22 protein-coding genes are annotated in these 21,762 nt (G+C 48.4%); 6 read left to right on the top strand and 16 right to left on the bottom strand.

The window, feature by feature from the left end; all coding sequences use genetic code 11:
* The first annotated feature begins 25 nt into the window (after positions 1 to 25).
* From flgL to WG89_RS05660, 3 genes are all read left to right on the top strand, one after another.
* Positions 26 to 1,177 carry a flagellar hook-associated protein FlgL gene (flgL, locus tag WG89_RS05670; RefSeq protein WP_062262588.1) on the top strand — a complete coding sequence of 384 codons (1,152 nt, stop codon included), beginning with the start codon at positions 26 to 28 and terminating at the stop codon, positions 1,175 to 1,177.
* Positions 1,178 to 1,304: 127 nt separating this feature from the next.
* The gene (flgM, locus tag WG89_RS05665; RefSeq protein WP_062262585.1) at positions 1,305 to 1,643 is read left to right on the top strand and encodes a flagellar biosynthesis anti-sigma factor FlgM; all 339 of its coding nucleotides are present in this window, start codon (positions 1,305 to 1,307) and stop codon (positions 1,641 to 1,643) included.
* A gap of 86 nt (positions 1,644 to 1,729) precedes the next feature.
* Entirely contained in the window at positions 1,730 to 2,206 is a 477-nt protein-coding gene (locus tag WG89_RS05660; protein WP_062262582.1) for a flagella synthesis protein FlgN, read from the top strand.
* A 49-nt stretch (positions 2,207 to 2,255) separates the two neighbouring features.
* On the opposite strand, the gene WG89_RS05655 is transcribed toward WG89_RS05660, so the two are convergent.
* The 11 genes from WG89_RS05655 to WG89_RS05605 form a co-directional block, all read right to left on the bottom strand.
* Complete coding sequence (locus tag WG89_RS05655; protein ID WP_153301448.1) at positions 2,256 to 6,065, bottom strand: hypothetical protein; 3,810 nt, start codon at positions 6,063 to 6,065, stop codon at positions 2,256 to 2,258.
* Positions 6,066 to 6,068: 3 nt separating this feature from the next.
* Positions 6,069 to 6,500 (bottom strand): flagellar FliJ family protein, encoded by a 432-nt coding sequence (locus WG89_RS05650; protein WP_062262576.1) that lies wholly within the window; start codon positions 6,498 to 6,500, stop codon positions 6,069 to 6,071.
* The gene (gene fliI / locus WG89_RS05645; RefSeq protein ID WP_172806723.1) at positions 6,497 to 7,882 is read right to left on the bottom strand and encodes a flagellar protein export ATPase FliI; all 1,386 of its coding nucleotides are present in this window, start codon (positions 7,880 to 7,882) and stop codon (positions 6,497 to 6,499) included. Before fliI ends, WG89_RS05650 begins: the two co-directional genes overlap by 4 nt.
* Positions 7,879 to 8,655, bottom strand: a complete 777-nt coding sequence (locus WG89_RS05640; protein ID WP_062262573.1) for a FliH/SctL family protein — start codon at positions 8,653 to 8,655, stop codon at positions 7,879 to 7,881. Before WG89_RS05640 ends, fliI begins: the two co-directional genes overlap by 4 nt.
* Positions 8,656 to 8,676: 21 nt before the next feature.
* Positions 8,677 to 9,684, bottom strand: coding sequence for a flagellar motor switch protein FliG (gene fliG, locus WG89_RS05635; protein ID WP_062262570.1), 1,008 nt, complete (start codon positions 9,682 to 9,684; stop codon positions 8,677 to 8,679).
* Between the two features lies 1 nt (position 9,685).
* Positions 9,686 to 11,335, bottom strand: a complete 1,650-nt coding sequence (gene fliF / locus WG89_RS05630) for a flagellar basal-body MS-ring/collar protein FliF (protein ID WP_062262568.1) — start codon at positions 11,333 to 11,335, stop codon at positions 9,686 to 9,688.
* Positions 11,336 to 11,381: 46 nt separating this feature from the next.
* Entirely contained in the window at positions 11,382 to 11,720 is a 339-nt protein-coding gene (gene fliE, locus WG89_RS05625; protein WP_062262565.1) for a flagellar hook-basal body complex protein FliE, read from the bottom strand.
* A gap of 2 nt (positions 11,721 to 11,722) precedes the next feature.
* Positions 11,723 to 13,117 (bottom strand): sigma-54-dependent transcriptional regulator, encoded by a 1,395-nt coding sequence (locus WG89_RS05620; protein WP_062262562.1) that lies wholly within the window; start codon positions 13,115 to 13,117, stop codon positions 11,723 to 11,725.
* A gap of 136 nt (positions 13,118 to 13,253) precedes the next feature.
* Entirely contained in the window at positions 13,254 to 14,126 is an 873-nt protein-coding gene (locus WG89_RS05615) for an OmpA family protein (protein ID WP_062262559.1), read from the bottom strand.
* 85 nt (positions 14,127 to 14,211) lie between these two features.
* Positions 14,212 to 14,622, bottom strand: coding sequence for a hypothetical protein (locus WG89_RS05610; RefSeq protein WP_062262556.1), 411 nt, complete (start codon positions 14,620 to 14,622; stop codon positions 14,212 to 14,214).
* A 72-nt stretch (positions 14,623 to 14,694) separates the two neighbouring features.
* Positions 14,695 to 15,552, bottom strand: coding sequence for a hypothetical protein (locus WG89_RS05605; protein WP_062262553.1), 858 nt, complete (start codon positions 15,550 to 15,552; stop codon positions 14,695 to 14,697).
* Positions 15,553 to 15,655: 103 nt separating this feature from the next.
* On the opposite strand from WG89_RS05605, the gene WG89_RS05600 reads away from it, so the two are divergent.
* Positions 15,656 to 16,315 (top strand): N-acetylmuramoyl-L-alanine amidase, encoded by a 660-nt coding sequence (locus WG89_RS05600; RefSeq protein ID WP_062262550.1) that lies wholly within the window; start codon positions 15,656 to 15,658, stop codon positions 16,313 to 16,315.
* On the opposite strand, the gene WG89_RS05595 is transcribed toward WG89_RS05600, so the two are convergent.
* On the bottom strand, positions 16,297 to 17,118 hold the full coding sequence (locus WG89_RS05595) for a phytanoyl-CoA dioxygenase family protein (RefSeq protein ID WP_062262547.1): 822 nt from the start codon (positions 17,116 to 17,118) through the stop codon (positions 16,297 to 16,299). The genes WG89_RS05600 and WG89_RS05595 overlap by 19 nt on opposite strands.
* Positions 17,119 to 17,200: 82 nt before the next feature.
* Complete coding sequence (locus WG89_RS05590; RefSeq protein ID WP_153301447.1) at positions 17,201 to 17,521, bottom strand: hypothetical protein; 321 nt, start codon at positions 17,519 to 17,521, stop codon at positions 17,201 to 17,203.
* Positions 17,522 to 17,955: 434 nt separating this feature from the next.
* Here WG89_RS05590 and WG89_RS05585 point away from each other — a divergent pair, with 434 nt between their 5' ends.
* Positions 17,956 to 18,420 (top strand): GNAT family N-acetyltransferase, encoded by a 465-nt coding sequence (locus tag WG89_RS05585; RefSeq protein ID WP_062262542.1) that lies wholly within the window; start codon positions 17,956 to 17,958, stop codon positions 18,418 to 18,420.
* Positions 18,421 to 18,457: 37 nt separating this feature from the next.
* Here the strand turns inward: WG89_RS05585 and WG89_RS05580 are convergent, their stop codons facing one another.
* From WG89_RS05580 to WG89_RS05570, 3 genes are all read right to left on the bottom strand, one after another.
* Positions 18,458 to 19,309: a hypothetical protein gene (locus tag WG89_RS05580; RefSeq protein WP_062262540.1), complete on the bottom strand. Its 852-nt coding sequence runs from the start codon at positions 19,307 to 19,309 to the stop codon at positions 18,458 to 18,460.
* 68 nt (positions 19,310 to 19,377) lie between these two features.
* The gene (locus WG89_RS05575; RefSeq protein WP_153301445.1) at positions 19,378 to 19,977 is read right to left on the bottom strand and encodes a hypothetical protein; all 600 of its coding nucleotides are present in this window, start codon (positions 19,975 to 19,977) and stop codon (positions 19,378 to 19,380) included.
* Between the two features lie 251 nt (positions 19,978 to 20,228).
* Positions 20,229 to 21,434, bottom strand: a complete 1,206-nt coding sequence (locus WG89_RS05570; RefSeq protein WP_062262536.1) for a hypothetical protein — start codon at positions 21,432 to 21,434, stop codon at positions 20,229 to 20,231.
* 142 nt (positions 21,435 to 21,576) lie between these two features.
* Here WG89_RS05570 and WG89_RS05565 point away from each other — a divergent pair.
* Positions 21,577 to 21,762, top strand: a 186-nt coding sequence (locus WG89_RS05565) for a transposase (RefSeq protein WP_172806722.1), incomplete at its 3' end; no start/stop codon positions are given.

Below are 21,762 nucleotides of genomic sequence, written 5' to 3'. Positions count from 1 at the left end.
AGAATTCCAGGAGGGAGCAACGGTTATGAGAATCAGTACCCTGCAATTCAGTAATATGATGCTGCAAAACATGCAGAGAAATAATTCTGAGCTGGCGATCACTTCAAACCAGCTGGGCACCGGCAAGAAACTGAGTGTGCCGTCTGACGATCCCATCAGTGCAGTGAAGCTGTTGCACATTGATCAGGAATTGGCTGCGATCAGCCAGTACAAGGGCAATATTAATGCTCTGAAACGCGGACTCTCGGAAGAAGAAACAGTCCTGAACAGCATGAATAATATTCTGCAGAGAGTTCGGGAAATTGTGGTCAGTGCAGGCAACTCAACCTACGGTGATGGGGAAAGAAACGCGCTGGCTCTGGAGCTGGATGAGCAAATCAAGGCATTGAAAGGGTTGGCCAACTACCAACAGGCGGATGGGCAGTACATCTTTTCAGGGACAGACGCTTTGACCCAGCCTCTTCAGAGCTCTGGCCCAGGCTATGTCTATGCAGGTAATGATCAGCAGAGACAGATCAATATCAACAGTTCTACAACGGTGGCGGCTAACGATACAGCCCGTGACTTGTTCTTTAATGTCAGTCTTAACAGCACTACTAATAGCGGCGCTGTGAATGTTGATCGTTACACGATTTCCAACCTGGAAACGTTTGGTGATTTCGCTAGCGTAACGTTGGTCTATAACGGCACCGATCTTGATGTGACCTATACCGATCATGCTGGCAATACCACTGTAGACAGCACCACTCCCTGGACGCCAGGTACCAGTATTACTCTCAACGGTGGGACTGTTGAATTGGATGCAGTGCCTGCAGGTGCCTTCAATATCACACTGACACCGGAAGATACTTTTACTGAGCTGGAGCAGCTGTCTGCAGCATTAAAAAGTCCCGGTGGCCCCTCAGAACTTTCCAGCTGGTTACATTCAGTGGATAACACCATGAGCAAGGTCGGTAAGGTTCAAACCAGCATTGGTGGTCGGATGAATGCATTGGAGAACGGCAGCGAGAGTCTGGACGACCTGAAGCTGTTAAACGATATCCTGAAATCCGAGTTGGAAGACCTCGATTATGTCGAGGCTATCAGTCGACTGAATCGTCAGCAGGTGGTTCTGCAGGCGGGCCAGCAATCCTATTCCATGATTCAGGGATTAACCCTGTTTAATTACATTCGATGAGTTTTTTAAAAGCCTGTTGAGTGACCACCCCTTGGCGATTGAAAACGGTCGCGTGCCTTATCAGGGTCAAGAAATCGTCTCCTGAGTCGATTTTGTATGTCATGAAGATTCCTTTTTGGAACCATCCATGTCGAACATCAACGGAGTAGGCAGTGGCTCCCGCTCAGGGGGTGTAAAAGGCGCGAAGAAAGCCAAAAGCACTCAGGCTGCTGCAAAGAGCCGGACTACTCAGTCAACCGATCTGGATCAACTGGAGTTGAGTGCAGATGCCGTTTTGCTGAATGACCTTCAGCAGGCTTTGATGGATGCACCGGAAGTGGATGTCATAAAAGTAGAAGAGATTCGCCAGGCTATAAAAGACGGCAAGCTGCCGCTGAACAGAGAGCAACTGGCGGAGAAAATGCTGGAACTCCACAGCCAGGAACAGGAAAACCATAATCCTCAGGGTAATGACCCCTCGGAATAGTTACAGAACCTGACTAGGCTGAGGTTTCACAATAAAACAGCCATGCGCTAATGCAGCCATGAGCTAAAACGGTGAGTTAAATATCTATGAGTGCCGCACTTGTTCTCAATACCATCAGCGAAGCCTGCCACTTTTTCATCGAGCTGGAGAATCTGCTGAACCAGATTCACTATCAGTTGTTATCCCGCGATATTTCCAGACTGGAGCTCAGTATCAAAGAGCAGTCCAGGCTTTTAAATAAGATCCGACAGAATACCGAGCTCAGAATCAAACTGGTGGAAGAGCTGGGCTTTTCCAATGATACCTCAGGTATGAAGCAGTTATTGTCGACACTGCCAGAGGAAGAAATAGAAACCGCTATGGCCAGCTGGTCGAGACTGGAGTCAGGGATTCGTCATTGTCAGGAGTTAAACAAGTTGAACGGACGGGTGCAGGCTCGTCTGGGGACAGTGACACAGCGTTTGATTGGCATGATTGACGATCATTATTATCGACTGTCCACCTATTCCTCAAAAGGTGTTCCCGTCGCTGTAAAGACTGCTCAGATGGGGCTGAATGCCTGAAGGTTTGAATCTCTCAGGCATTCATAGCTCTGCTTCAACCTTTCCCTTTTCAACGCAGATCCGGGTTAAAGCATTTCGCTAATAATGTTACTGCCTCTTGCTCTTTTTCTGCATCACGGGCAGGCGCTCCCGGCACCCTCTGTGGGAGAAGCTGGCCTCTGAGCACATTGGTACAGGTTCCCATTTCCTGATCTTTAAGGCGTTCAGTGAGCGTCTCGAGAAGACCTGGGGTCTTTGTTAAGCTATCAAGAGCTTCCATAAACTCTTCGCTGTTAGTCACTGCCCAGTATGCTTCAGGATTGTCGTTGATAGTCTGTTGCAATCTATCCCACAAACGCATCATGGCTATAGGTACTTCAGGGGCATTCTGATCGCTGAATGTAGAGAAGCAGAACTCTAGCATGGCTCTTCGAGCTTTAGGGGTGTCGGGGCCACAGAGTTCCGGGAAGGCCTTTCTGAATTCAAATGATGGCTGTCTGTGTTGGTGTGGCTTCTCCTTTTGCAGTCGAGACTGAAGCTGGGTCATCAGGGAATGAAACACCTCGTAGCTCTGCAGGCCATTGACTTGTGTCCAGTAAATCATGTGGCCAATAGAGAGTGCCGAGCAGTTTTTCCCCAACATCTGGTGAATGAGTTTGGCTTTTAGTCGTTCCAGTTCTACAGGACTTGTAAGCGTTTTTCCGGGCACCGGTATAGCTGGGTAACGAGGCGGGGGAGGCTTTTTTGTTTTTGCTTTTAGTTCATCTTCACTCCAATGGCCTTTTTCCCTTTTCCATTGTTCTATGCCTCTGTCCCACTGTTCTTTGTCTTTTTGCCATTGTGCTTCGAGCTCTGGATAGGAGGCTTGTTCATTTTGATATCTCTGCTGCTCAAGGTCGTACCGGCCCTGATAGTATTCTCTGACAAGGTGAGTGACCTGGTTTGCATCGGCCAAACTTTTAACCTGATAGCTTTGGGAGTACAAATCGAATATTGCGTCAATATCGGTAGGGTTATATTGAACTAACCGGTGAGCCAGGGTTTTTGGGCCGAGGGTTCGTAGTAATTCATGCAGTGTTTTCACCATTAATACGGGGTTAGTGTCTCTCAGGTTGCAGAGCTCATTCAGGCGACGATCAATAATATGCCTTCGGATATAGCTGTTAGTGTCTCCCGCAGCCTCGCTGTATGAGCGTAAGTCCCATTGGTCAATCAGCCTGATGGGTCCCTTAAGGTATTTTCTATGTTCGAACGGAATATCTCTTCCATCTAATAACGCTTGAAGGCTTTCTTTCAAAGCCTGGAAACGGTCTACCAATGCCGCTATTTCTGTTATGTGGAGTTGATGAACCTGAGCCAGAAGAATCAACTCTTTTGAGTCCACTTCCACAATATGTCTGGCTGTTTCCAAATCTATCTGGGTCGGAAAGCCGATAGAGGCGTGCTGACTGTTTACGTCTCGGATACTCATCTCAATGGGGTTTGAGCTGACTAGTCGGCCAAAAAAACTCAGATCATTGTCGATCATTCTGGGCACCCAGACCTCAGACCCATCTTCTCGAAGCTGTTTCACATAGAGGAAATTACCTGGGTTGCGGTCAACACTACCCGTAATAAAGTCGAGTAACTGACTGTTAGCCATGCATTTTTGCAGCTCAGGGGCTGAGGAGTTCAGAGGTAATATGTCTACCGTTTTAGGCTGGGTCACTTTGAGGTGACCTTGATCATGGAGTTGAAGCAGTTCCTGTTCAGAGAGTGCCTGAATATTTTCTGGTTGATGCTCAGGACTTATTTCATACCCTTTGGGCTTGGCTTCTCCATTGACGATATCTGGAACTTGATCTCTGTAATTTACCTGTTGATGCTCAGGTAAAGGTACAGGTTTTTCGGTTACCAGCTCTCTGGCCTCCTGGACAAACTCCTGACAGTAACCATTTTCACCCTTATGCTCGGAATACCAGGTCGGAGGCGTCAGATTTATCCCCATCAGACTGTCCAGCTCGCAGAATAGGACAGCTCTGTTGGCCAGTTTTGCCTGAGCGGCGGAAAGAGGTTCTAAAGGCTGGATCTCCATTCTGGGTTTTAAAACATATTCACTCATATAGCTGCCTTTCTCCATGGCAGAGTCATTGAGTGTGTCCTGATCCCAGTGATCAATGATAAAGAGCTTACCCTGGATGTGTTGGCTGCTTTCCTCTGGGATATCTACGTTTCTCATCGTGGCATTAATGATGGCTTTCAGATGTTCAAAGCGCTCTCGCATGAAGGCTGCCTGTTGATCAGACAGCTGGTGAGCTTGTGCTATTTCAGTGATGGCTTCAGCAGAGGTATTCAGAATACGCTGAGCCGTATCACGGTCGATTCGTTTTGGAATACTGACCGCAAAGTTAGCCTTGAAGAATTGCTGTTTAGTGTTGGACGCTTCCGGTCTCCAGTCAGAGAATCCAAGTTCGTCCTCGGTTTCATAGAATTTAAATTTTCTGGGTTGAAGAGTGCTGGTGCCCATCAGGAAGTCCAACAACTGAAGATTGGACATGCAGGTCTGCATGGTTTTGGAAGAAGGCGACATGGGAACGATTCTGGGAACCAGCTTTCGGATGCGTAACATCCCATGCAGATGCATTTTCTCCAGTTCTTCCTGAGTGGGAGTGTAACCTTCAGGAAAACGATTACTCCAGGCAATCAGAACTTGAGATCCATCCTCTTTTTGCAGTGGAACCAGCTCACCCTCCAGATGAAAAAGTGCTCTCTCTTCTTCTGAGGGGGCTTGCCCCATTGGGAACTCGTGAGAAACCTGTAGTTCAAGCTCATGGCCCGCGACATTATTTTTGTAGATCTCCAGCAGCTTGGGTCTGAGGCGAGCCTGGGCATCGTCCGAAACATACTCAGCTTCTTGCTCGAACATGTTGTAACTGTCTACGGCCAGGTCCTCAGTGAGAACGTCCGTTTCCTCACCGTGCGTCCACCGGGTTCTGGGGGTGACATTTGTGCCTAAAATACTATCCAGTGCATGAAAGGCAGCTACCTCTTTGAATGTTTTAAGATCCTGCCGCTGGTGTGGTTCAAAACCGGAGTTGGGTTCGGTAAAAATGGGTTTGATATCGCCTTGGGTTTCCAGCAGACCGAACCTGTCTGCAGCATTGGATCGAACAGTATGCTGGTGACTGGTTGGTTTGAATACGGCTTCAAAGCCATTTTTGTACTTGACTCTGGCTACGGTGGCGGACTGACCGCTGGCATAATTTTCTTTTGAAGATTGCTCATCTTCAGAGGTATAAATGGTGCCTTTTTCAGGGTCTTCCAGACCCATGACGTACCAGGTTTCGTGTTCCAGTTTCTTTAGCTCTTCCCGGAAGGTATCCAGTCGGGCCTGATCCAGGTCAGTAAACGTCATCCAGCCACGCTGTTTGTTTTCCAGAGAGTGAACGACGCTTTTACAGTGTCTGGAAAGAGAGGACAGCATGCGCAACTTTTCAGCGATAGAAATATTATCCTTGGTGCAGGCCGTTCTATAGTCATCCACTTCATTCAGGTAAGTTTGATACTCTTTGGGTTCCGTCAGCCAGGTGATGAATCTCCCGAAGAAATAATGGGTATACCAGGACCGGTCATCGCATTTTTCGGCGATCACTGTTCTTTCTGACAGCGTCCTGTTAGGAATAGGCCGTCGGTTTTCTATCAGTACTTCATTTTCTATGAATGGCTGTTTTTCGGTGCCTTCGTGAACCCACACAGAATAACCCTTGAAGGTCCCCTCTTTCCTTGGAGTGAAGACCACTTCATTGCCCAAACGCATGGATTGAAGCGAAGCCAAAGGAGACTCTTCGGTGCTAAGCGAGGGTAATGGAGTGCCATCCCGGCTGGGAAATAGTGAGTCCATGATCTAGTCCGTTTTCTCAGTGTGCCTGTGGGCCTGCCATTCATCCAATGCCTTGGCTTCGGCACGGTCGGCTTTCTTCTGTTCTTTTTTCATCTGGCGATCCAGCAGTTTTTCAATGGACTGCAGCTTTCTTTTCTCAGCTGCGAGCTTTTCAGCAAGGCCCTTCCATTTCTCTTCAAACTGCTGAACCTGAATGCTTTGTTTATCTGACATGCTCTGTACAAACTGCTGGAAGTTTTTGCGTCCAGCCAGATTCACGCTTTTGATCGTAGTGCCTTCCTTACAGTCATAGTCAGACTGTACCTGCTGCAGGTAATCCAGTTGCTGCTGGTGTTTCTGAAACTCTTTTCTGGCTTGCATGGCCTGAGCCAGAGCTCTGTCATATCTCAGCTGTTGCATCTTGAGCCAGCGAGCCAGTAATTTAACCGAGGTCATGACACTTGCCCTCCAATGGCCTCAGGCATTGCAGCAGGCCAGAGCTGAAGCAGCTGGCTGATGCAGGTGTCCAGGGGGATCTGCTCATACATGCCTTGTTGCAGAAAGCGGTGAATGTCCGGATAAGAGTCAATGGCGCGATCCAGTTCCGGATCGGTTCCCCTTTGGTAAGCGCCAACGGCCATTAAGTCTCTCGACTGGCTGTAGCGGGAATAGAGAGACTTCAACAGTCGTGCCGAAGCCTGTTGTTGTTCAGTGACCACATTGGGCATTATGCGACTGATGGAAGCTTCAATATCGACAGCAGGGTAAAGGCCGCTGTCCGCCAGAGTACGAGAGAGAACAATGTGCCCATCAAGAATGGCTCTTGATGCATCGGCCACCGGGTCCTGAAGATCGTCTGCTTCCATAAGGACGGTATAAATTGCAGTGATGGAACCCTGGTTGTCTGATCCATTACCCGCTCGCTCAAGCAGCTCGGAAATCTGGCTGAAGACAGAAGGTGGGTAGCCCCGAGTTGCGGGCGGCTCTCCGACAGATAAAGAAATTTCGCGTTGAGCCTGGGCAAAGCGGGTCAGTGAATCCATGAGCAAAAGAACACTCTTGCCCTGGTCTCGAAAATGTTCCGCCAGTCTGTGGCAAACTTTTGCTGCTCTCAGACGCAGGACAGGGGACTCATCAGCAGGGGCGGCAACGACAACTGCATTTTTTAAACCTTCCGGACCCAGAGTCTGTTCGATAAATTCTCTTACTTCACGACCACGCTCGCCTATAAGTCCAACGATTGTGACGTCTGCGGTAGTATTTCGAGTCATCATTCCCAACAGAACGCTTTTACCGACGCCACTGCCCGCAAACAAGCCCATTCTCTGGCCTTTACCGACAGTCAGAAGACCATTGATGGAGCGCACTCCAACATCCAGAGGTTCGTTCACAGGTTTACGGTTCAGCGGATTGATAGGGTTGGCTGAAAGACTGATCCGTTGCTTGGTAGTGAGAGGCAGTCCATCAATGGGTTCGCCCAAGCCATTGATGACTCTTCCCAGCAAGGCGTCACCTGCAGGAATAGTGTTGTCCTGATCCATAGGAATGACCCGGTCTCCTGGGCTGAGCCCTTCGGTACGGGTCAGTGGCATCAGGTAGTGAACATTATCTGAAAAGCCAACGACTTCAGCCTCTATCCTGGCACCAGAGCGGGCTTCGATAAAACAGCGCTGCCCAGTGGCCAGCACACAACCTCCAGCTTCCAATATCAGGCCCTTCATTCGGGTAAGGCGACCAAAAACACGAGCCACAGGAATCTTTTGCAGTTTCTGTCGCATGATATCGACGACAGGGGCTTCCTGACGTCTGTTTTCGGACTTGTTGCCCAGATGGTTCATGCCAGACTCCTGTCGAGTTCTTCTGGCAGGCTCTCTTTCAGAATATCCATGCAGGCATTGAGTCTCTCTTCAATGCTGGCACTGGCTTCGGCATTCTCTGTCAGTACTCTGCAGTCTCCCTGAGCCACCTGGTCGTCTTCCAGGAGGGTCCAGGTATTACTGAAGTCTGCTCTCGCTTTTCTAAGTTGAGCCACATCTTCCGGATGCATATGAATGGTTAGCTGACTGTTTTCATCTGGAAGATGGGTGAGGGTTTCCCTGACAATGTTCAGAATCATTTCAGGTTGCAGCTTCAGTTCGGTTCGAATGACTTGCCGGCTGACTTCTTCGATTAAGGCGGTGAGCCAGTAACTCAGCTCTTCCTTTCGAGTTTTGTAGTACTGCTGAATGTTTTTCAGGTTGAGATCCAGGTTCCGCAATACTTTCTGGAGCTCTTCTTCCCCGGCATTCAGACCATCGCGGTAGCCCTTGTCCTGACCCTGAATATAACCTTCTTCAATGCCCTGCTTGAGTCCCTGTTCATTACCTTCTTTGACGCCCTGTATGCGACCAGCTTCCAGCCCGGTTCTGTATCCATCGTCATAACCTTCCTGCCGACTTTTCTGCAAATCCTGCATCGACATGGCGACAGTAGCTTGCTGTTCAGGTGGTGCTGTTTGTTCAGCAATGGTCTCTGGAGCAGGAAAAGACTCGGTCGCATCATGGGCCGATGGCAATGAGTAACGATGAAACTCTGTCGTGCCTGCCTTGAAAATGGTGGCGTTTCTTTTCATCTCGAATTCATCCCTGAATCATTATTCGATCATTTCATCTTCGTCGCTAAGGTTGAGCTCAATCTGGCCATTTTGAGACAAGGTTCTGGCCGTATTAAGAATTTCCTGGCGGGCTTGCTGAACCTGACTTGAGCGAACGGAACCCAGGCTGTCCATATCGTCCTGTAAGTACTTGGCCTCACGACGGGTCATGGTGTTGATAAACTTGCCACTGATAGAATCTGAAGCGCCTTTCAGTGCCAGTGATAAAGTGTTCTGTGGGACTTCTTCAATAATTTTCCGGATCGTATCTTCATCCAGACGACTGAAGTGCTCAAAGACAAACATCTGTTGCTCAATACGATCAGCCAGTTCGCTGTCCTGCTCCTTGAAGTGATCCAGCATATGGGAGACAGAAGACTCATTCATTCGGTTCATGATGTCAGCAACTTGCCTTAGACCGCTGACTGAAGTGTTCTGGCTGGTGGATATCAAGCCAACACTGTCGTCAAAAATGACATTGAGCTCCTGAACAATAGAAGGATGAAGCTCTTTCAGCTTCGCGATTCTGGTGAGCAGGTCTTCATGGCATCGTTCGGGCAAACGCTGAAGTACCAGTGCTGCCTGACCTGGTTCAAGATAGGTCAGTACCACTGCCTGTAGCTGTGGGTGTTCGTCAACAATCAGCTCGGCCACCGCAGAAGGTTCCATCCACTTCATCATTTCCAGACTGCTGGTGTTTTCCTCACCGTAGATGGAGTCCATCAGATTTTTGGCGTCCTTGTCCCCCATGGCTATTTTCAGGGATTTCTCCAGATAGCTTCGGGTACCTCCGGCAATACCGACTTCATAACGGTACTCATGGAAGAAGTGATTCATGACATTTTGCACTTCGTCCCGTTTCATGGGGGGCATATTGGCCATGGACTGACTGATCTGCCTGACTTCTCTGGACGACAGGTGTTTGAAAACCTGGGCAGCGCCTTTTTCACCCAGACTCAGTAATAAAACAGCGACTTCATGGGGGCTTGAAGCAAGTTCTTCTGGCATGTCAATTTCCTCCTGACTTCATCCAGAGCTTGATGACCTGGGCAACCCTTTCCGGTTCTTTGGTAGAAAGTTTGCGCAGGTAACCCAGCTGGGTATCAAAGTCCGCCAGCTCCGGCGGTAACAGTGCGGTGTTTTCATCCATGACAGCCGGGTGATCCAGAGCCGCTTTTTGCTGATTCTGTTGTTCTAGCATGGCGGCTTCCTGCTTGAGCGCCGCATGCTTCGGTAAGGTTTGTTGTACCAGTGGCCTTAGCAGAAAGATGATCGCTGCCAGCCCCAGTAAAGTACCGGCTCCGTAACGGGCATAAGTCATGATTTCAGGTTGCTGCCACCAGGCCGGTGAAATGAATTCTGCTTCGGGTACTTCTATAAAAGAAGCGGTATGCAGACTGACCTGATCGGCCACTTCTGCAGGTAGCCCGACAGAATCCATGATCAGTTCTTTGAGATTGTCGAGCTTTTCCTGGTTCCACTCACCGGCAATGGCCACTGCTGAGGGGCTGTTATTAAGCACCACTGCAACACTGATGCGCTGGACTCTGCCCTGTTGGAAAGAGGTGTGGCGCACTGTCTTGTTCAGCTCATAGTTTCTTGTGTATTCGTTCTGCGTTGGTGTGGCAGCGGTTTCAGCATTTTCCGCGGCTGTATCGGGAGGCTGATTGCTTAGGGAACCCGGTACTCCCAGAGCTTCCGGTGTGGCGGGCGTTCTTTCCCGACCTTTCTCGCTGCGAACGGTTTTCTGGTCTGGGTCGTATTGTTCTGCAGTCTGTTCCACCCGACTGAAATCAACGTCGGCAGAAACCTGAACCCTGAAATTGCGGGAGCCAATGATCGGATCAAGAAGGCTGTTTACCCGATCAATATAATGTTGCTCGACGCCTTTAATGTATTTCAGTTGAGCATTGGCAATGGCCATGCTGCCATTGGACATGGCTATATCTCTGGACAGCAGGTTGCCCTGTTGATCGACCACGGAAACATCTTTCTTTGCCAGTCCCGGTACACTTGAGGCGACCAGATTAACGATGGCTTCAACCTGCTTGTTGTCCAGCTGTCCTCCGGCAAACAGATCGATAAAAACGGAGGCCGAAGACTTGGCCTGCTTGCGAACAAAAGCTGTTCGTTTGGGGAGGGCAAGGTGTACCCGGGCGTTGCGAACCGGTTTAAGGCTGATGATTGTTTTGGCCAATTCACCTTCCAGTCCATGGCGATAACGGGCATTTTCAATAAACTGGCTGGTACCCAGACCCTGTTCTTTTTCCAGAACTTTGAGTCCTTCCGGAAGGCCTGTTTTGATACCTGCGGCTGAAAGTTGCATTCTGGCGGCACTGACTTCGCTGGCATCAACCATGACCTGGCCGGTATCAGGGTGTATGCGGTAGTTGATCTGACGGCTTTCCAGTACCTGGGTGATACTGCTTGCGTCGTACATTTCCTGATTGCCATACAATGGCTGCCAGTTGCTGGTCTGACTCCAGATAAACAGAACCATTGTCAGAGCAATGGTGCCCGAAAGGGCAATAAGAAGCATGCCCTGGTTTCGGGCATTGCCCTTGAAGAAACCGGGGATCTGCTCAAGCATACGTCGCCACTGAGGCACTTCTTCATGCTCGATGACTGTCTCCTCTTGCTGCTTTTTCTTCTCAGCCATGATTCCTGTTCCTGGTCAGTGACCTGGTGTTCTTATCCATGAAGACTTACACCTGCATCCTCATAATTTCTTCGTAAGCGGCTACAGCCTTGTTCCTGATCTGTACCAGAGCCTGGAATGACAAACTGGCTTTCTGGCTGGCCAGCATGGCACCCAGCAGATCTTTGCTTTTGCCGGTTTCAATATCTGTGAGCAGTCCTGCAGCGTTTTGTTGCTGTTGATTGACTGCATCCAGAGCTGTTTTCATCAGTTCACCGAAACCCGGTGTTTCTTCACTGGAGATGGCCTCGGGTGGCATGACTGACCCGGGCTTGCCCGTCTTGTTATCGAGGTTGATTAACTCCTGCACATCCCGGGCAATCCCGCTGGTGCTCAAGTTTTCCATGATCAGGGTTTCTCCTGTGCCGTAGACTGATTAATCAATGCCTCTACATCCATTCCGTCTTTGCGCATTTCTGCCAGTTTGTTTCTCAGGGTTCGGGTAGTGACGCCCAGGGCTTCTGACGTTTTGCTTCTGTGTCCATTATGCAATCGCAGTGTATTGATAATGTGTTTGAACTCTTCCTGCTTTCGCTTGGATTCAAGGCTGACTTCACCAGAGTCAGACAAGACTTCCCGGGGCGTTGTTTGGGGTGTCAGCTGGGCATCACTGGAGTGGATAACCTGAACTTCCAGCATCAGGTCTCCGGCTGAGATCATGTTGTTCTGACACATGACCAGAGCTCGCTGGATAACGTTTTCCAGCTCTCGGACATTGCCTGGCCAGTGGTAGGTGCTGAGCTGCTCTCTGGCTTCCTGGGACAACAGAATGTTCTGGTCGAAAGCCAGACTTTTGAGAAAGTATTCTGCCAGGGGAATGATGTCTTCTTTCCTTTCTCTTAAGGGCGCCCAGGTCAGCGGAAAGACATTGATGCGATAGAACAGGTCAGCTCTGAATTTGCCATTTTGCACGGCTTCCTGAAGGTTCTGATTAGTGGCGGCCAGTACCCTGACATCCAGCTTGATGCTGTTGCGCCCACCCACTCTTTCTACTTCTTTTTCTTGTAAAACCCTGAGCAGTTTGGCCTGAAGGCTGGAGGGTAACTCACCGATTTCATCCAGCAGCAATGTGCCGGAGTTAGCTTGTTCAAATCGACCAGCCTGATCAGAGTGAGCGCCTGTAAAAGAACCTTTGGTGTGGCCAAAAAGCTCTGACTCAAGAAGATTGTCAGGAATTGCCGCACAATTGATGGCAATGAAAGGACCGGACTTTCTGGGTGATTGGTGATGGATGAAATGAGCCAGAACTTCTTTGCCTGTGCCTGACTCACCGGTGATCAATACTGTGGCATCTGACTGAGCAACCTGCTGTGCCATTTGGAGCGTCTTCTGACTGGTTGTGGCTACAGCAATGGGCACCATCTCGCTACTGTCAGATGCTCTAAGACACTTCTCCATCAGGGCCAGTAGCTGGTCACTGTTGTCTGAGTCTGCAATGTAATCGGAAGCCCCCGCTTTCATGGCCGCTACAGCCTGTTCTACATCTGGCTGATCCGCAGTGATGATGACAGGAGGCTTGTTGTTCAGAGCTCTCATTTTATTGAGAAAGCCGAGGCTGTCTTGAGGAGATCGTTGGAAGTCAGCAATGATCAGGTCGACCATGCCTTTATGGAGAACTTTTAAAGCACGCTCAGCGGACACAATCTGCTCGACTCGATAGTGAGCATCCTTGAGCTTATCCCGAAGGTCAGAATTCCCTTCCGGTTTGTCCCCCACAATCAGAATATGGCCTTTGTTGCTCATTCCATTCCCGGTCAGATCAATCAGATAAAGATTTGGTGAAGAAAACGGAAAAGGTTTTCCGCTAGAACTTTTCTATCGACTAGGAAATGGGTTTCTTTATTGCACGAGAAGCGCTTTTCCGGAAAACACCTTCCGGTTAGCTGTCGGGGTTTTGCAGGCGAACCAAACGGAGTTCAACACGACGGTTTTTAGCACGCAATTCTTTGGTAGTGCCTTTGTTCAGTGGGTAGCGGGAACCGTGGAAACGCAGCACAATCCGTGACTCTTCAATGCCTTCTTCCTGCATGTAGTTGCGGATTCTTTCTGCTCTCAGTCTGGATATTTTGCGATTGCCCAGAGCGGTGCCTACACGATCACTGTGACCGTCTACTTCTACACGAACAACTCTCGGATCGGTTTTCATGTATTCGATGACTTTATCCAGTTCTTTTCTCTGTTCTCTGGTCAAAACGGATTTACCGCTGCGATATAAAACAGTGGTGAATCTGAGCTGATCAAAATTAGCGGGTAACAATTGCGTACGACAACGATTAAAGGGAAGGTAGGCTTCACTGAAACCGACGCCGGATAATCGAACCTTCCAGAGCGGATGGTCAGGCCTTTGAATATTCAGTTCGGCCCAGTGTCCATTCTGAATCTTTTCCAGCAACCTGAGAACGCCATGGGTAATGGGAGCGTTCTGTTCAGCAAAGTTTTTCATGCCGATAATTTCCGGCTTTTGAGTCAACTGCCAGGGAGCCGGTGTGATGCCAAAAGTCAGTGAGCCTTGAAAATCTTTCATCCAGGCAGACTCTATGGACATTTTGAGAGACTCACCAGCCTCTGCAAGAAAGTGTATCTGCCCAAATCTTGGGACCGGATGTGTCAGTTCGCAAAGAAAGGGTGAGCCTTTGAAGCGCCATTCGCTCTCATCAAGGGCGGCCTTGAACAGTTCGGCACGGCTGTTACTGGCAACCAGAGTTACCGAGAGAAGCAGGAATAATGTGCTGTAAAGAAGTCTGCCTGACATAGGATACATAAGCTCTTGGAAATCGGGTCATCCAGCTTTTCTTTCGCTATAGGCATTTGTATCGGCTATCAGGCAGAGAGTTGTATCAGTCTGTCTCTTGAATCCAGTTTTCTATTTCAGGCTCAAGGAACACATTTTCAAGAGTTTCCGCAGCCCAGGGGTATTGCTCGGACATCTGACGTAGGATTCTTACGGACATCACCTGAGCGGCCGGCACTTGGCTCCAGACTGTTTTGCCCAGACAGCGCCAGTGGTCAGCGTTCATTTTGGCGGGTTTCTTTTCGAAAAGGCTGAGTTGGTCCCTGCAGGTTTCGCAGGTCATCAGGCAGTGTTCAAAATCGGGTTCTTCAGGAACCGGAGCTACTTCGTAGGCTTTCAGAGGAACGCCTGATGCTTCGCATAGCTCACACTTGGAGCTGGCCCTGCGGGCAAGATCCTTGCCCAACAGGTTCAGGGCTGCCTGTCGTTCCTGGTGTTTCAGTAAGCCTTTGGCCATCTTCTGTCTCCCAAAAATCACTGTGGGCAATGATACATGGAATTGAAAAGCTGGCCATGGCCAAAATGAAACTCAGAGCTCCATGTTTTCCATGATCTGGTTATAAAACTCGGACTCTTGCTGAGATGGCTTTTTGCTTTCGTTACCACTGTCATAACCGGACTCAGGCGTTTTTGTGCCACTGTCCTGTGTCAAATCTATCTCTTTTCTTATTCTCTTAGTGAAATAGTCCTGCAGAATCTCGATATTATTTGCTGGTACAAAGTGCCTTCCATCGCGCATACAGAACTGCAGGCAAGCCTTGATAGCGTCTTCAGGCATGGCATTAAGAAACTGAGTGAAGATCGGAGTTTGAAGGGTATAGGCTGAACTGCTTCGGATCATCATGGTTACCAGCTCTGGAAGAGTCTTGGCGTCTACAGATGAATCACTCCAGCGTTGGGTAATGACGGAGGCATTGAAGCTTCTGTTGGGCTGGAACCTGGCCATTTGCGCAAATCGTCTTACATCATCATATGCCTGGCTGCGAGTATTCAGCCGGGTCTTTCTGGTCGTCATGTAATCTTGCAGGATTTTGACTTTCTTTTTGGTCAGAACGTCATCTTCATAACAGTCATGGCAATTGATCAACTGAAGAATGGCACCGTCCGGCATGGCGTCAAGGAGCATGAAAAACAGCTCATTGCTCATTTCGTCCTCTGAAGTAGCGTGAATCATACGGAGAAGCAATTGAGAGCAGGCAGATGCTTCCTGATCGATATGTCTACTGATGATTGGAGTAGCATCATAAGGGCAATTAGGATACTGCCTGTTCAGTGCCAGAAAGCGATTAACTTCAGGTGGCAGAGACCAGCGACCAGAACCTTCGATGCTATCAGAGTATGATGAGCTGAGAGATGAGAGTGAGGGAGACGTTGCTATTCCTTGCATAATGAACTCCTTAAAATTCGTCCTTGATCTCTAGTTAGAGGGCTGGTTAGGCTAAAAGTTCCGACGTAAGATCCTTATTGGCTGAACTTTTACAGGCATTGCAATGTCCCTGAGCATCCATTCCCATCCCAGTCCCAACTTCGATTCCAGGGAAATACCTGTAGAATTCCTGATCTTGCATTACACAGCCGTCGATCTTCAGGGCACGCTGGACATATTTTCGAGTGCTGAGTATGGGGTTTCAGCCCATCTGGTGATAGATCTGGATGGAACGGTCTATGAGCTGGTCAGCTGCCTGAATGGTACGGCTCACAGGGCCTGGCATGCAGGTGTCAGCCGCTGGCAGGAAAAGGAAGCTTTTAATGATTTTGCCATTGGTATTGAGCTGGTTAACTTCAATGGCAACATCTTTTCATTCACGGATGAGCAGTATCTGGCGTTGCAACAGGTTATTCAGCAGTTGCAGCAACATTACCCCAAGTTAAGTGATCCAGAGCGGATTTTGGGCCATGAGCAGATAGCTGGTTTTAGGGGTAAGGCTGACCCGGGTTGTTGCTTTGATTGGAACCGGCTGTTCACTGATCTGTTCCCAAATCAATCACACCCCGTTCGAGAGCCTGCTTGCCCGAAGGAACTTCAGGCTTCCCTTGAAAAGCTACAGCCACTTGAACCTGCTGATAGAGAGCAGCGAACACTCTTCTGGCAAAGGGTCAGTGAGTTGACGGAAACTTCGGTCAGGTTGATTCAGCAGTCGGCAGAGTAATCTTCCAGACCCAGTAACTTTTTCCCCAGATCACTCAGATTGGCTGGCTTTCCGGGTTCCGGGTCTTGTTGATAAGGCAGGCCTCGCCACTTTTCCGGTGCACGGTTTTCCTGCCAGAGTCGTATACGCTCTTCACTGGTTTCTTCTGCGCCAGCCGGGAACATGGAAACATAGAGCGCCATTCTTGGAAGGTCGGATGTATTGAGTCCTCCGGAGTGTGGCAATCCAGAGTCCCAAATGATTAATGTGCCCGCTTTGCCTTCAATTGATTCAATAGGGTTCTGGCTCAGCTCCTCATTATCGAACCAGAGACTTTTGCGATTCTTGAGCACTTTCTCGTTTTTATAAAGGCTGGGAACACAGCAGAAAGCACCCTGATCTTTTTGGGTGTCTGTGAGATATAGAATGCCCTGCAGTCTCAGGGACGTGAGTTGTTCAACCGGAAAGTCCAGGTGGATATGGCGTTTGGGTCGATCAATCTCCGGATTAAGAGAAGGGGGTTTGAAAGAAAGCCTGTCGAGGCGGACCCAAAGCTTTTCGGTACCCAGTAGTTGAGAAAAGAGTGAGTGGATATTGGGATGCTGTCTTATATTCCAGACACTTTGATGCTGGTGAACAGGAACAATGCCATTGTAACCCAGATCCTTGTCATACCAGCTTTTAGAATTGCCAGGATCAACATTGAGAAACTGTTCAATCAGGCTGGCAGCATCATTACAAAGTGTCAGAGGAACGGCATCAGGAATCACCAGGTAGCCGTTCTCTTTTAGCTGGCGCCTATCTTCCTTTGACAGAGTCAACATGCATACGCCTCACTGATTCGGTTCAGGTCATTTTAGAATAAACAGCCCTGAGCCGAATAAAAAGCCCTTCAGAGTGCTTTGATCAGTGCAATGTTTCGTTAGCTTCTCTTTCTTCCAAACCTTCCAGCAGGGATTCCAATACGACCTTAAGAGTGTCAGTTTCTTTGTTCAGCTCGTAGTGACGAACCATGGCGACCATAGCCTGTGCCATCGGATACATTCGGAGGAAGTTTTTCAGGTCATGTGGCTGAACAGCCTGACCGGCATTTTCTACAAAGTGGTTGGCACCGGAAGCAGAACCCTTGTTAGCAGATTCAACGAGGGATTTGATCTGCTCAAGATCCTCGAGATCATGAAACCCAAGAAGCATCTCAGCCAGGCTTTCCTGAAGACGTGCTGTCATAGTCATCACTCCTAAAGGAGCCTGCTGGACTGAAGACAATTTCGGCCTGAAATCCAGAAAGAGCGGCCAGATTTTCCGATGAATTTGCTTAAATAGGTCAACTATTCGCCCAAATCCATCGAAAAATCTGACTCGCTCTACCGAATTTCATGCTCGAAAGCATAAGCCCAGCAGGCTCCAGGCAACCAGTTAGAAGGTTGCAGAGTAAAGACTGATCATCTTGTAACCAATTCGTATATCTGTCGGTTTTTTGCGACATACCAGAACGATTGTTCGTCTTCTTGTGGTTTTTCGGGGGAAAGACCCTTATTGGCGCCCCGTTTTTCTTTAGGCATTGAAAAGCAGGTCGTTAGCCCTTACATACCACCCACTTTATAGAGCGCAGGGTTTTGCGCTTTTTACACAATGCAAAAAAGGAATACCACGTGAGCAGTATGGTCATTCGTGAAGCACGCGAAGTGGATATGGGAGCGATAGCTGATCTTTGTCGAAACTCTTTGATGAAAATTTATGAAGGTCTGATGGAGCCGGGTAAAAGCATGCCCTGGGTAGACGGAGACGATGTAGAAAAGTACATCCGTGGCAACTGGCCTTCCATGAAAGTAGCCTGGGATGAAGACCAGCTGGTCGGATTGATTGCCACTAACCGCAATCATATCGATATTCTGTGGGTATCAGAGCAGGCTCGACAGCAGGGAATTGGTTTAAAGTTACTGGATGAAGCTGAGCAAGGTCTGACCGGTAGATATGCAGACATGACGGCCGAATGCCTGAATGAATCATCCATCACTTTCTTCCAGCATCGTGGATACGCTATTCAGCGTCAGTTCACTGATGGCATGAGTGGTGTTGAAAAGGTAGTAATGAGCAAGGTGCTGGAAGTTTCTGACAGAGATTAACTCTCTGTCAGGGGGAGTGACCCGATTTACGGGTGTTTTAAAAGAGGTGTGGGTTGGCTTTATAGCGAGCATTGAGCTCGTCATCTTCCGGTGTTGTCCATTTCAAAGGTTGTCGGTGTTCGCTCAATTTTTCATCAGGGTACTTTCTCTGGGCTTCTGCCAGTTGTTGTTGCGCTTCTTCCGAAAGTTCCACTTGAAGGCTATTGATAATATCCCAGCTGAGCTCTTCCATGGTGCTGCGATCGATGATGGCATTGACGTCTTCCATATTGCCCGGCCAGGGTCTGCGATGAGAGAAGTGAAGAGTCACTATGCAATTATTAAGGATGGGGAAGGCAACTCTTTTCTGAACATCTCCGCCTCCACCTGTATTGGTTTTCGCAATGTCGTATGAGGTAGAGAAGACAGGTAAGTTTTGATGGGCTTGCCAATTCAATGGTGCTTGCCAATCGCTGGCTCCTCTGAATTTTTCATCCGCATAACGTTCTGTAAGCAGATAGTCAATTTCACGTTCAAATACGCTGGGTTGAAACAGGGTTTCAGATTTATCTTGTAGCTGGCATTTATTGGCACTTAATGCAAAATGCACTCTAGCTATGGCCCCAGTGAACCAGGGACCACAGAAACGCCAGTCACGTACCAGAGCATGGCAGTGTTGCCAGTGGCCGGTAGGATTAGCTTCCATATAGGAGTTTTTACTATCTAGCTTGATTTCACCTTTAAGGTGGGTCTGCTCCAAATCTGAGTGAGGAGGCTTGTGCTTGGGTAATCGTAGCCTGACGATGGTGCCTCCAAAGTTGACTGAGGCCCACTTTGCTTTGGAAAAATTGGGCCCTTTAGGAGTTACCAGTTCTTTTGGCTCTCGTAGCTCTATGGGTAGATAAAACATAGTCAAAACTTCGCCATGATACGATCAGTGGTGGCAAGCCTCTGTGTCACCCACCTTGAATACTTTGCCTAAAAAAGATGTGGGTTGGCTTTATAGCGAGCATTGAGCTCGTCATCTTCCGGTGTTGTCCATTTCAAAGGTTGTCGGTGTTCGCTCAATTTTTCATCAGGGTACTTTCTCTGGGCTTCTGCCAGTTGTTGTTGCGCTTCTTCCGAAAGTTCCACCTGAAGGCTATTGATAATATCCCAGCTGAGTTCTTCCATGGTGCTGCGGTCGATGATGGCATCGATATCCTCCTTCGTACCGGGCGAAGACCTGTCATGAAAAAAAGAAAGTGTTATCAAACAGTCATTAGTGATAGGAAATGCGAACTCTTTATCAACATACCCTCCTCCCCCTCTAACTTTGATAGCATCGAATGAGACTGCAAATACTGGTAGATTTGAATGAACTCTCCAGTTTAAAGGGGCTTCCCAATGGCACGAGCCTTGATATTTTTGATGGGAATATCTGATTGTGAGCCAATAGTCTATCTCACGTTCAAATATGCTGGGCTGAAACAGCGTTTCAGACTTATTTTGAAGCTGGCATTTATTAACACTTAATGCAAAATGAATCTTGCCTAGTGCTCCAGTAAACCAGGGACCACAAAAACGCCAGTCACGCACCAGGGCATGGCAGTGTTGCCAGTGACCGGTAGGATTGTCTTCTGAATAGATGCTTTTGCTATTGAGTTGGATCTCACCTTTCAGGTGGCTCTGTTCTAAGTCTGAATGAGTAGGCTTATGTTTCGGTAATCGCAGCCTGACAATGGTGCCTCCAAAGTTAACTGAAGCCCATTTTGCTTTGGAAAAATTGGGCCCTTTGGGGGTTACCCTCTCTTTTGGTTCTCGTAATTCTATGGGTAGATAAAACATTGTCAAAACTTCGCCATAATACGATCAGTGGTATTGGGCATATGAGCTGAAATCAGGGGTACAGCAGCACCCGCTTTTGCACCTAATCCAATAGCACCAATGATGGTAGCCGAGGCGGGAAAAAAGGCTGCAGCTGTGGCAGCACCGGCTAGTGCCAACCCCGCTTTATAAACGCTTTTACCACCAGTAATACCCTTACCTATATCCATTCCCATTTGTAACAGGGTATAGCTATCTTCTTTCTGTTTGCGAAGGAAAGGAAGAGTAAGGCTGCCAGAGCCTATCAATTCGTTGGTGTTCAGAGGGTTATTGGTGACGAACGTTCTATCGACGGTCATTCCAAGGGACTGACTCAATTTGTAGATGGTGTCTTTACGGGCTGTAGGCCGGTGAAGATAAAGTTTGTGACCTGCCAGCTTCAGGTTATGGCGGTTAAGAATGTTCATTGCTTGTGTCAGTATGGCTACTCCGCCAAAGTCAGCAAACCAGGTGATATTCTCCTCTTTTCGAGCCTCTTTCATAATATTGGCCAGGAGAAATGCGGCTTCATTCAGGCTTTCATCCGTGTCTGCTTTCATGGCACGGCGAAGATTGCTCAGGCCTGCAATTTGTCCTTTACCCGGTGTGAAAAACAGGTCGAAGCCGGTTTCGTTAACACTACTATTAACAGTTTTTTTGACTCTTGGACCCACTCTTTCAGCAGCATGTAGAGGTTTATTAAATCCAGTATCAGAAACGGCAACGACACTGATTACAGGTCGGCTTTTTACCTTATTGTTTTCTGCTATTTCAGTTTTCCACAAGCGGCCTTCTCGCTGAGCCCTGTGTAAAGCAGGGCGTTGGTGGCTTTCCTGCAGTTGCTCATAATCATCAGCATGCACAATCGAGCTAATAACATACTCACCATTATCATGGCGCTGGGCAAAAACTTTGCAGCCAGGCAATACAATTTGAAAATCCTGTAGCCCCTGGTTTACGGCTGAAGTTCGAACAAAAACATCTTTGCTGTTAACTGCGCCACTTTTGAGCCCTTTTACTGCTCTAACGATAAGTGTTGCCCAGTAATTAGCATTATTCGACTTACTGACCAGTTGTTGGTACACGGGGTAGGCATTAGGGCTGCAAAAGATTTTGACGCCGCCATGCTTTCCAGCAATAAGATGGTTTTGTCGTGGGGTGTGGTACGAGGACACAGCTACAAACTCCATTTGTTTTTATACATCTTCAGCAGTCAGATTGTTGCAACTGACTGCAATAGAAAGTTTTAAATCTCTACGGGTCATATTCCCCGCAGCTTGCTGCGTTTCTGCGGCATTAGCCGCAGCATGAACTTGTGACTACATTTTGTGGATGGCTAAAAGTAGGTTCATCCACAAATCCCACAATGTCACTGTTCTTATGTATCACTTGGTCTGTCCAGCAAAGTATCGAAGAGTGGTCTTTAGCGATGAAGTAGACAAGACGTTGAAGGAGGTATGCTTGGCTATCTCAGAGCGTTATGAAATTTACTTCTTAGAAATTGGTGCTGATAAGGAT

Source organism: Endozoicomonas arenosclerae (genome assembly GCF_001562015.1).
GTDB classification, from domain to species: domain Bacteria; phylum Pseudomonadota; class Gammaproteobacteria; order Pseudomonadales; family Endozoicomonadaceae; genus Endozoicomonas_A; species Endozoicomonas_A arenosclerae.
Note: the sequence above shows the minus strand (reverse complement) of the source record. Positions and strands in the feature narration are given on the sequence as shown.

What these genes read in the sequence shown, in the direction of transcription:
- flgL (WP_062262588.1), top strand. Translation starts at nt 26, where the DNA reads ATGAGAATCAGTACCCTGCAATTCAGTAATATGATGCTGCAAAACATG.
- flgM (WP_062262585.1), top strand. Translation starts at nt 1,305, where the DNA reads ATGTCGAACATCAACGGAGTAGGCAGTGGCTCCCGCTCAGGGGGTGTA.
- WG89_RS05660 (WP_062262582.1), top strand. Translation starts at nt 1,730, where the DNA reads ATGAGTGCCGCACTTGTTCTCAATACCATCAGCGAAGCCTGCCACTTT.
- WG89_RS05655 (WP_153301448.1), bottom strand. Translation starts at nt 6,065, where the DNA reads ATGGACTCACTATTTCCCAGCCGGGATGGCACTCCATTACCCTCGCTT.
- WG89_RS05650 (WP_062262576.1), bottom strand. Translation starts at nt 6,500, where the DNA reads ATGACCTCGGTTAAATTACTGGCTCGCTGGCTCAAGATGCAACAGCTG.
- fliI (WP_172806723.1), bottom strand. Translation starts at nt 7,882, where the DNA reads ATGAACCATCTGGGCAACAAGTCCGAAAACAGACGTCAGGAAGCCCCT.
- WG89_RS05640 (WP_062262573.1), bottom strand. Translation starts at nt 8,655, where the DNA reads ATGAAAAGAAACGCCACCATTTTCAAGGCAGGCACGACAGAGTTTCAT.
- fliG (WP_062262570.1), bottom strand. Translation starts at nt 9,684, where the DNA reads ATGCCAGAAGAACTTGCTTCAAGCCCCCATGAAGTCGCTGTTTTATTA.
- fliF (WP_062262568.1), bottom strand. Translation starts at nt 11,335, where the DNA reads ATGGCTGAGAAGAAAAAGCAGCAAGAGGAGACAGTCATCGAGCATGAA.
- fliE (WP_062262565.1), bottom strand. Translation starts at nt 11,720, where the DNA reads ATGGAAAACTTGAGCACCAGCGGGATTGCCCGGGATGTGCAGGAGTTA.
- WG89_RS05620 (WP_062262562.1), bottom strand. Translation starts at nt 13,117, where the DNA reads ATGAGCAACAAAGGCCATATTCTGATTGTGGGGGACAAACCGGAAGGG.
- WG89_RS05615 (WP_062262559.1), bottom strand. Translation starts at nt 14,126, where the DNA reads ATGTCAGGCAGACTTCTTTACAGCACATTATTCCTGCTTCTCTCGGTA.
- WG89_RS05610 (WP_062262556.1), bottom strand. Translation starts at nt 14,622, where the DNA reads ATGGCCAAAGGCTTACTGAAACACCAGGAACGACAGGCAGCCCTGAAC.
- WG89_RS05605 (WP_062262553.1), bottom strand. Translation starts at nt 15,552, where the DNA reads ATGCAAGGAATAGCAACGTCTCCCTCACTCTCATCTCTCAGCTCATCA.
- WG89_RS05600 (WP_062262550.1), top strand. Translation starts at nt 15,656, where the DNA reads ATGTCCCTGAGCATCCATTCCCATCCCAGTCCCAACTTCGATTCCAGG.
- WG89_RS05595 (WP_062262547.1), bottom strand. Translation starts at nt 17,118, where the DNA reads ATGTTGACTCTGTCAAAGGAAGATAGGCGCCAGCTAAAAGAGAACGGC.
- WG89_RS05590 (WP_153301447.1), bottom strand. Translation starts at nt 17,521, where the DNA reads ATGACAGCACGTCTTCAGGAAAGCCTGGCTGAGATGCTTCTTGGGTTT.
- WG89_RS05585 (WP_062262542.1), top strand. Translation starts at nt 17,956, where the DNA reads ATGGTCATTCGTGAAGCACGCGAAGTGGATATGGGAGCGATAGCTGAT.
- WG89_RS05580 (WP_062262540.1), bottom strand. Translation starts at nt 19,309, where the DNA reads ATGTTTTATCTACCCATAGAGCTACGAGAGCCAAAAGAACTGGTAACT.
- WG89_RS05570 (WP_062262536.1), bottom strand. Translation starts at nt 21,434, where the DNA reads ATGGAGTTTGTAGCTGTGTCCTCGTACCACACCCCACGACAAAACCAT.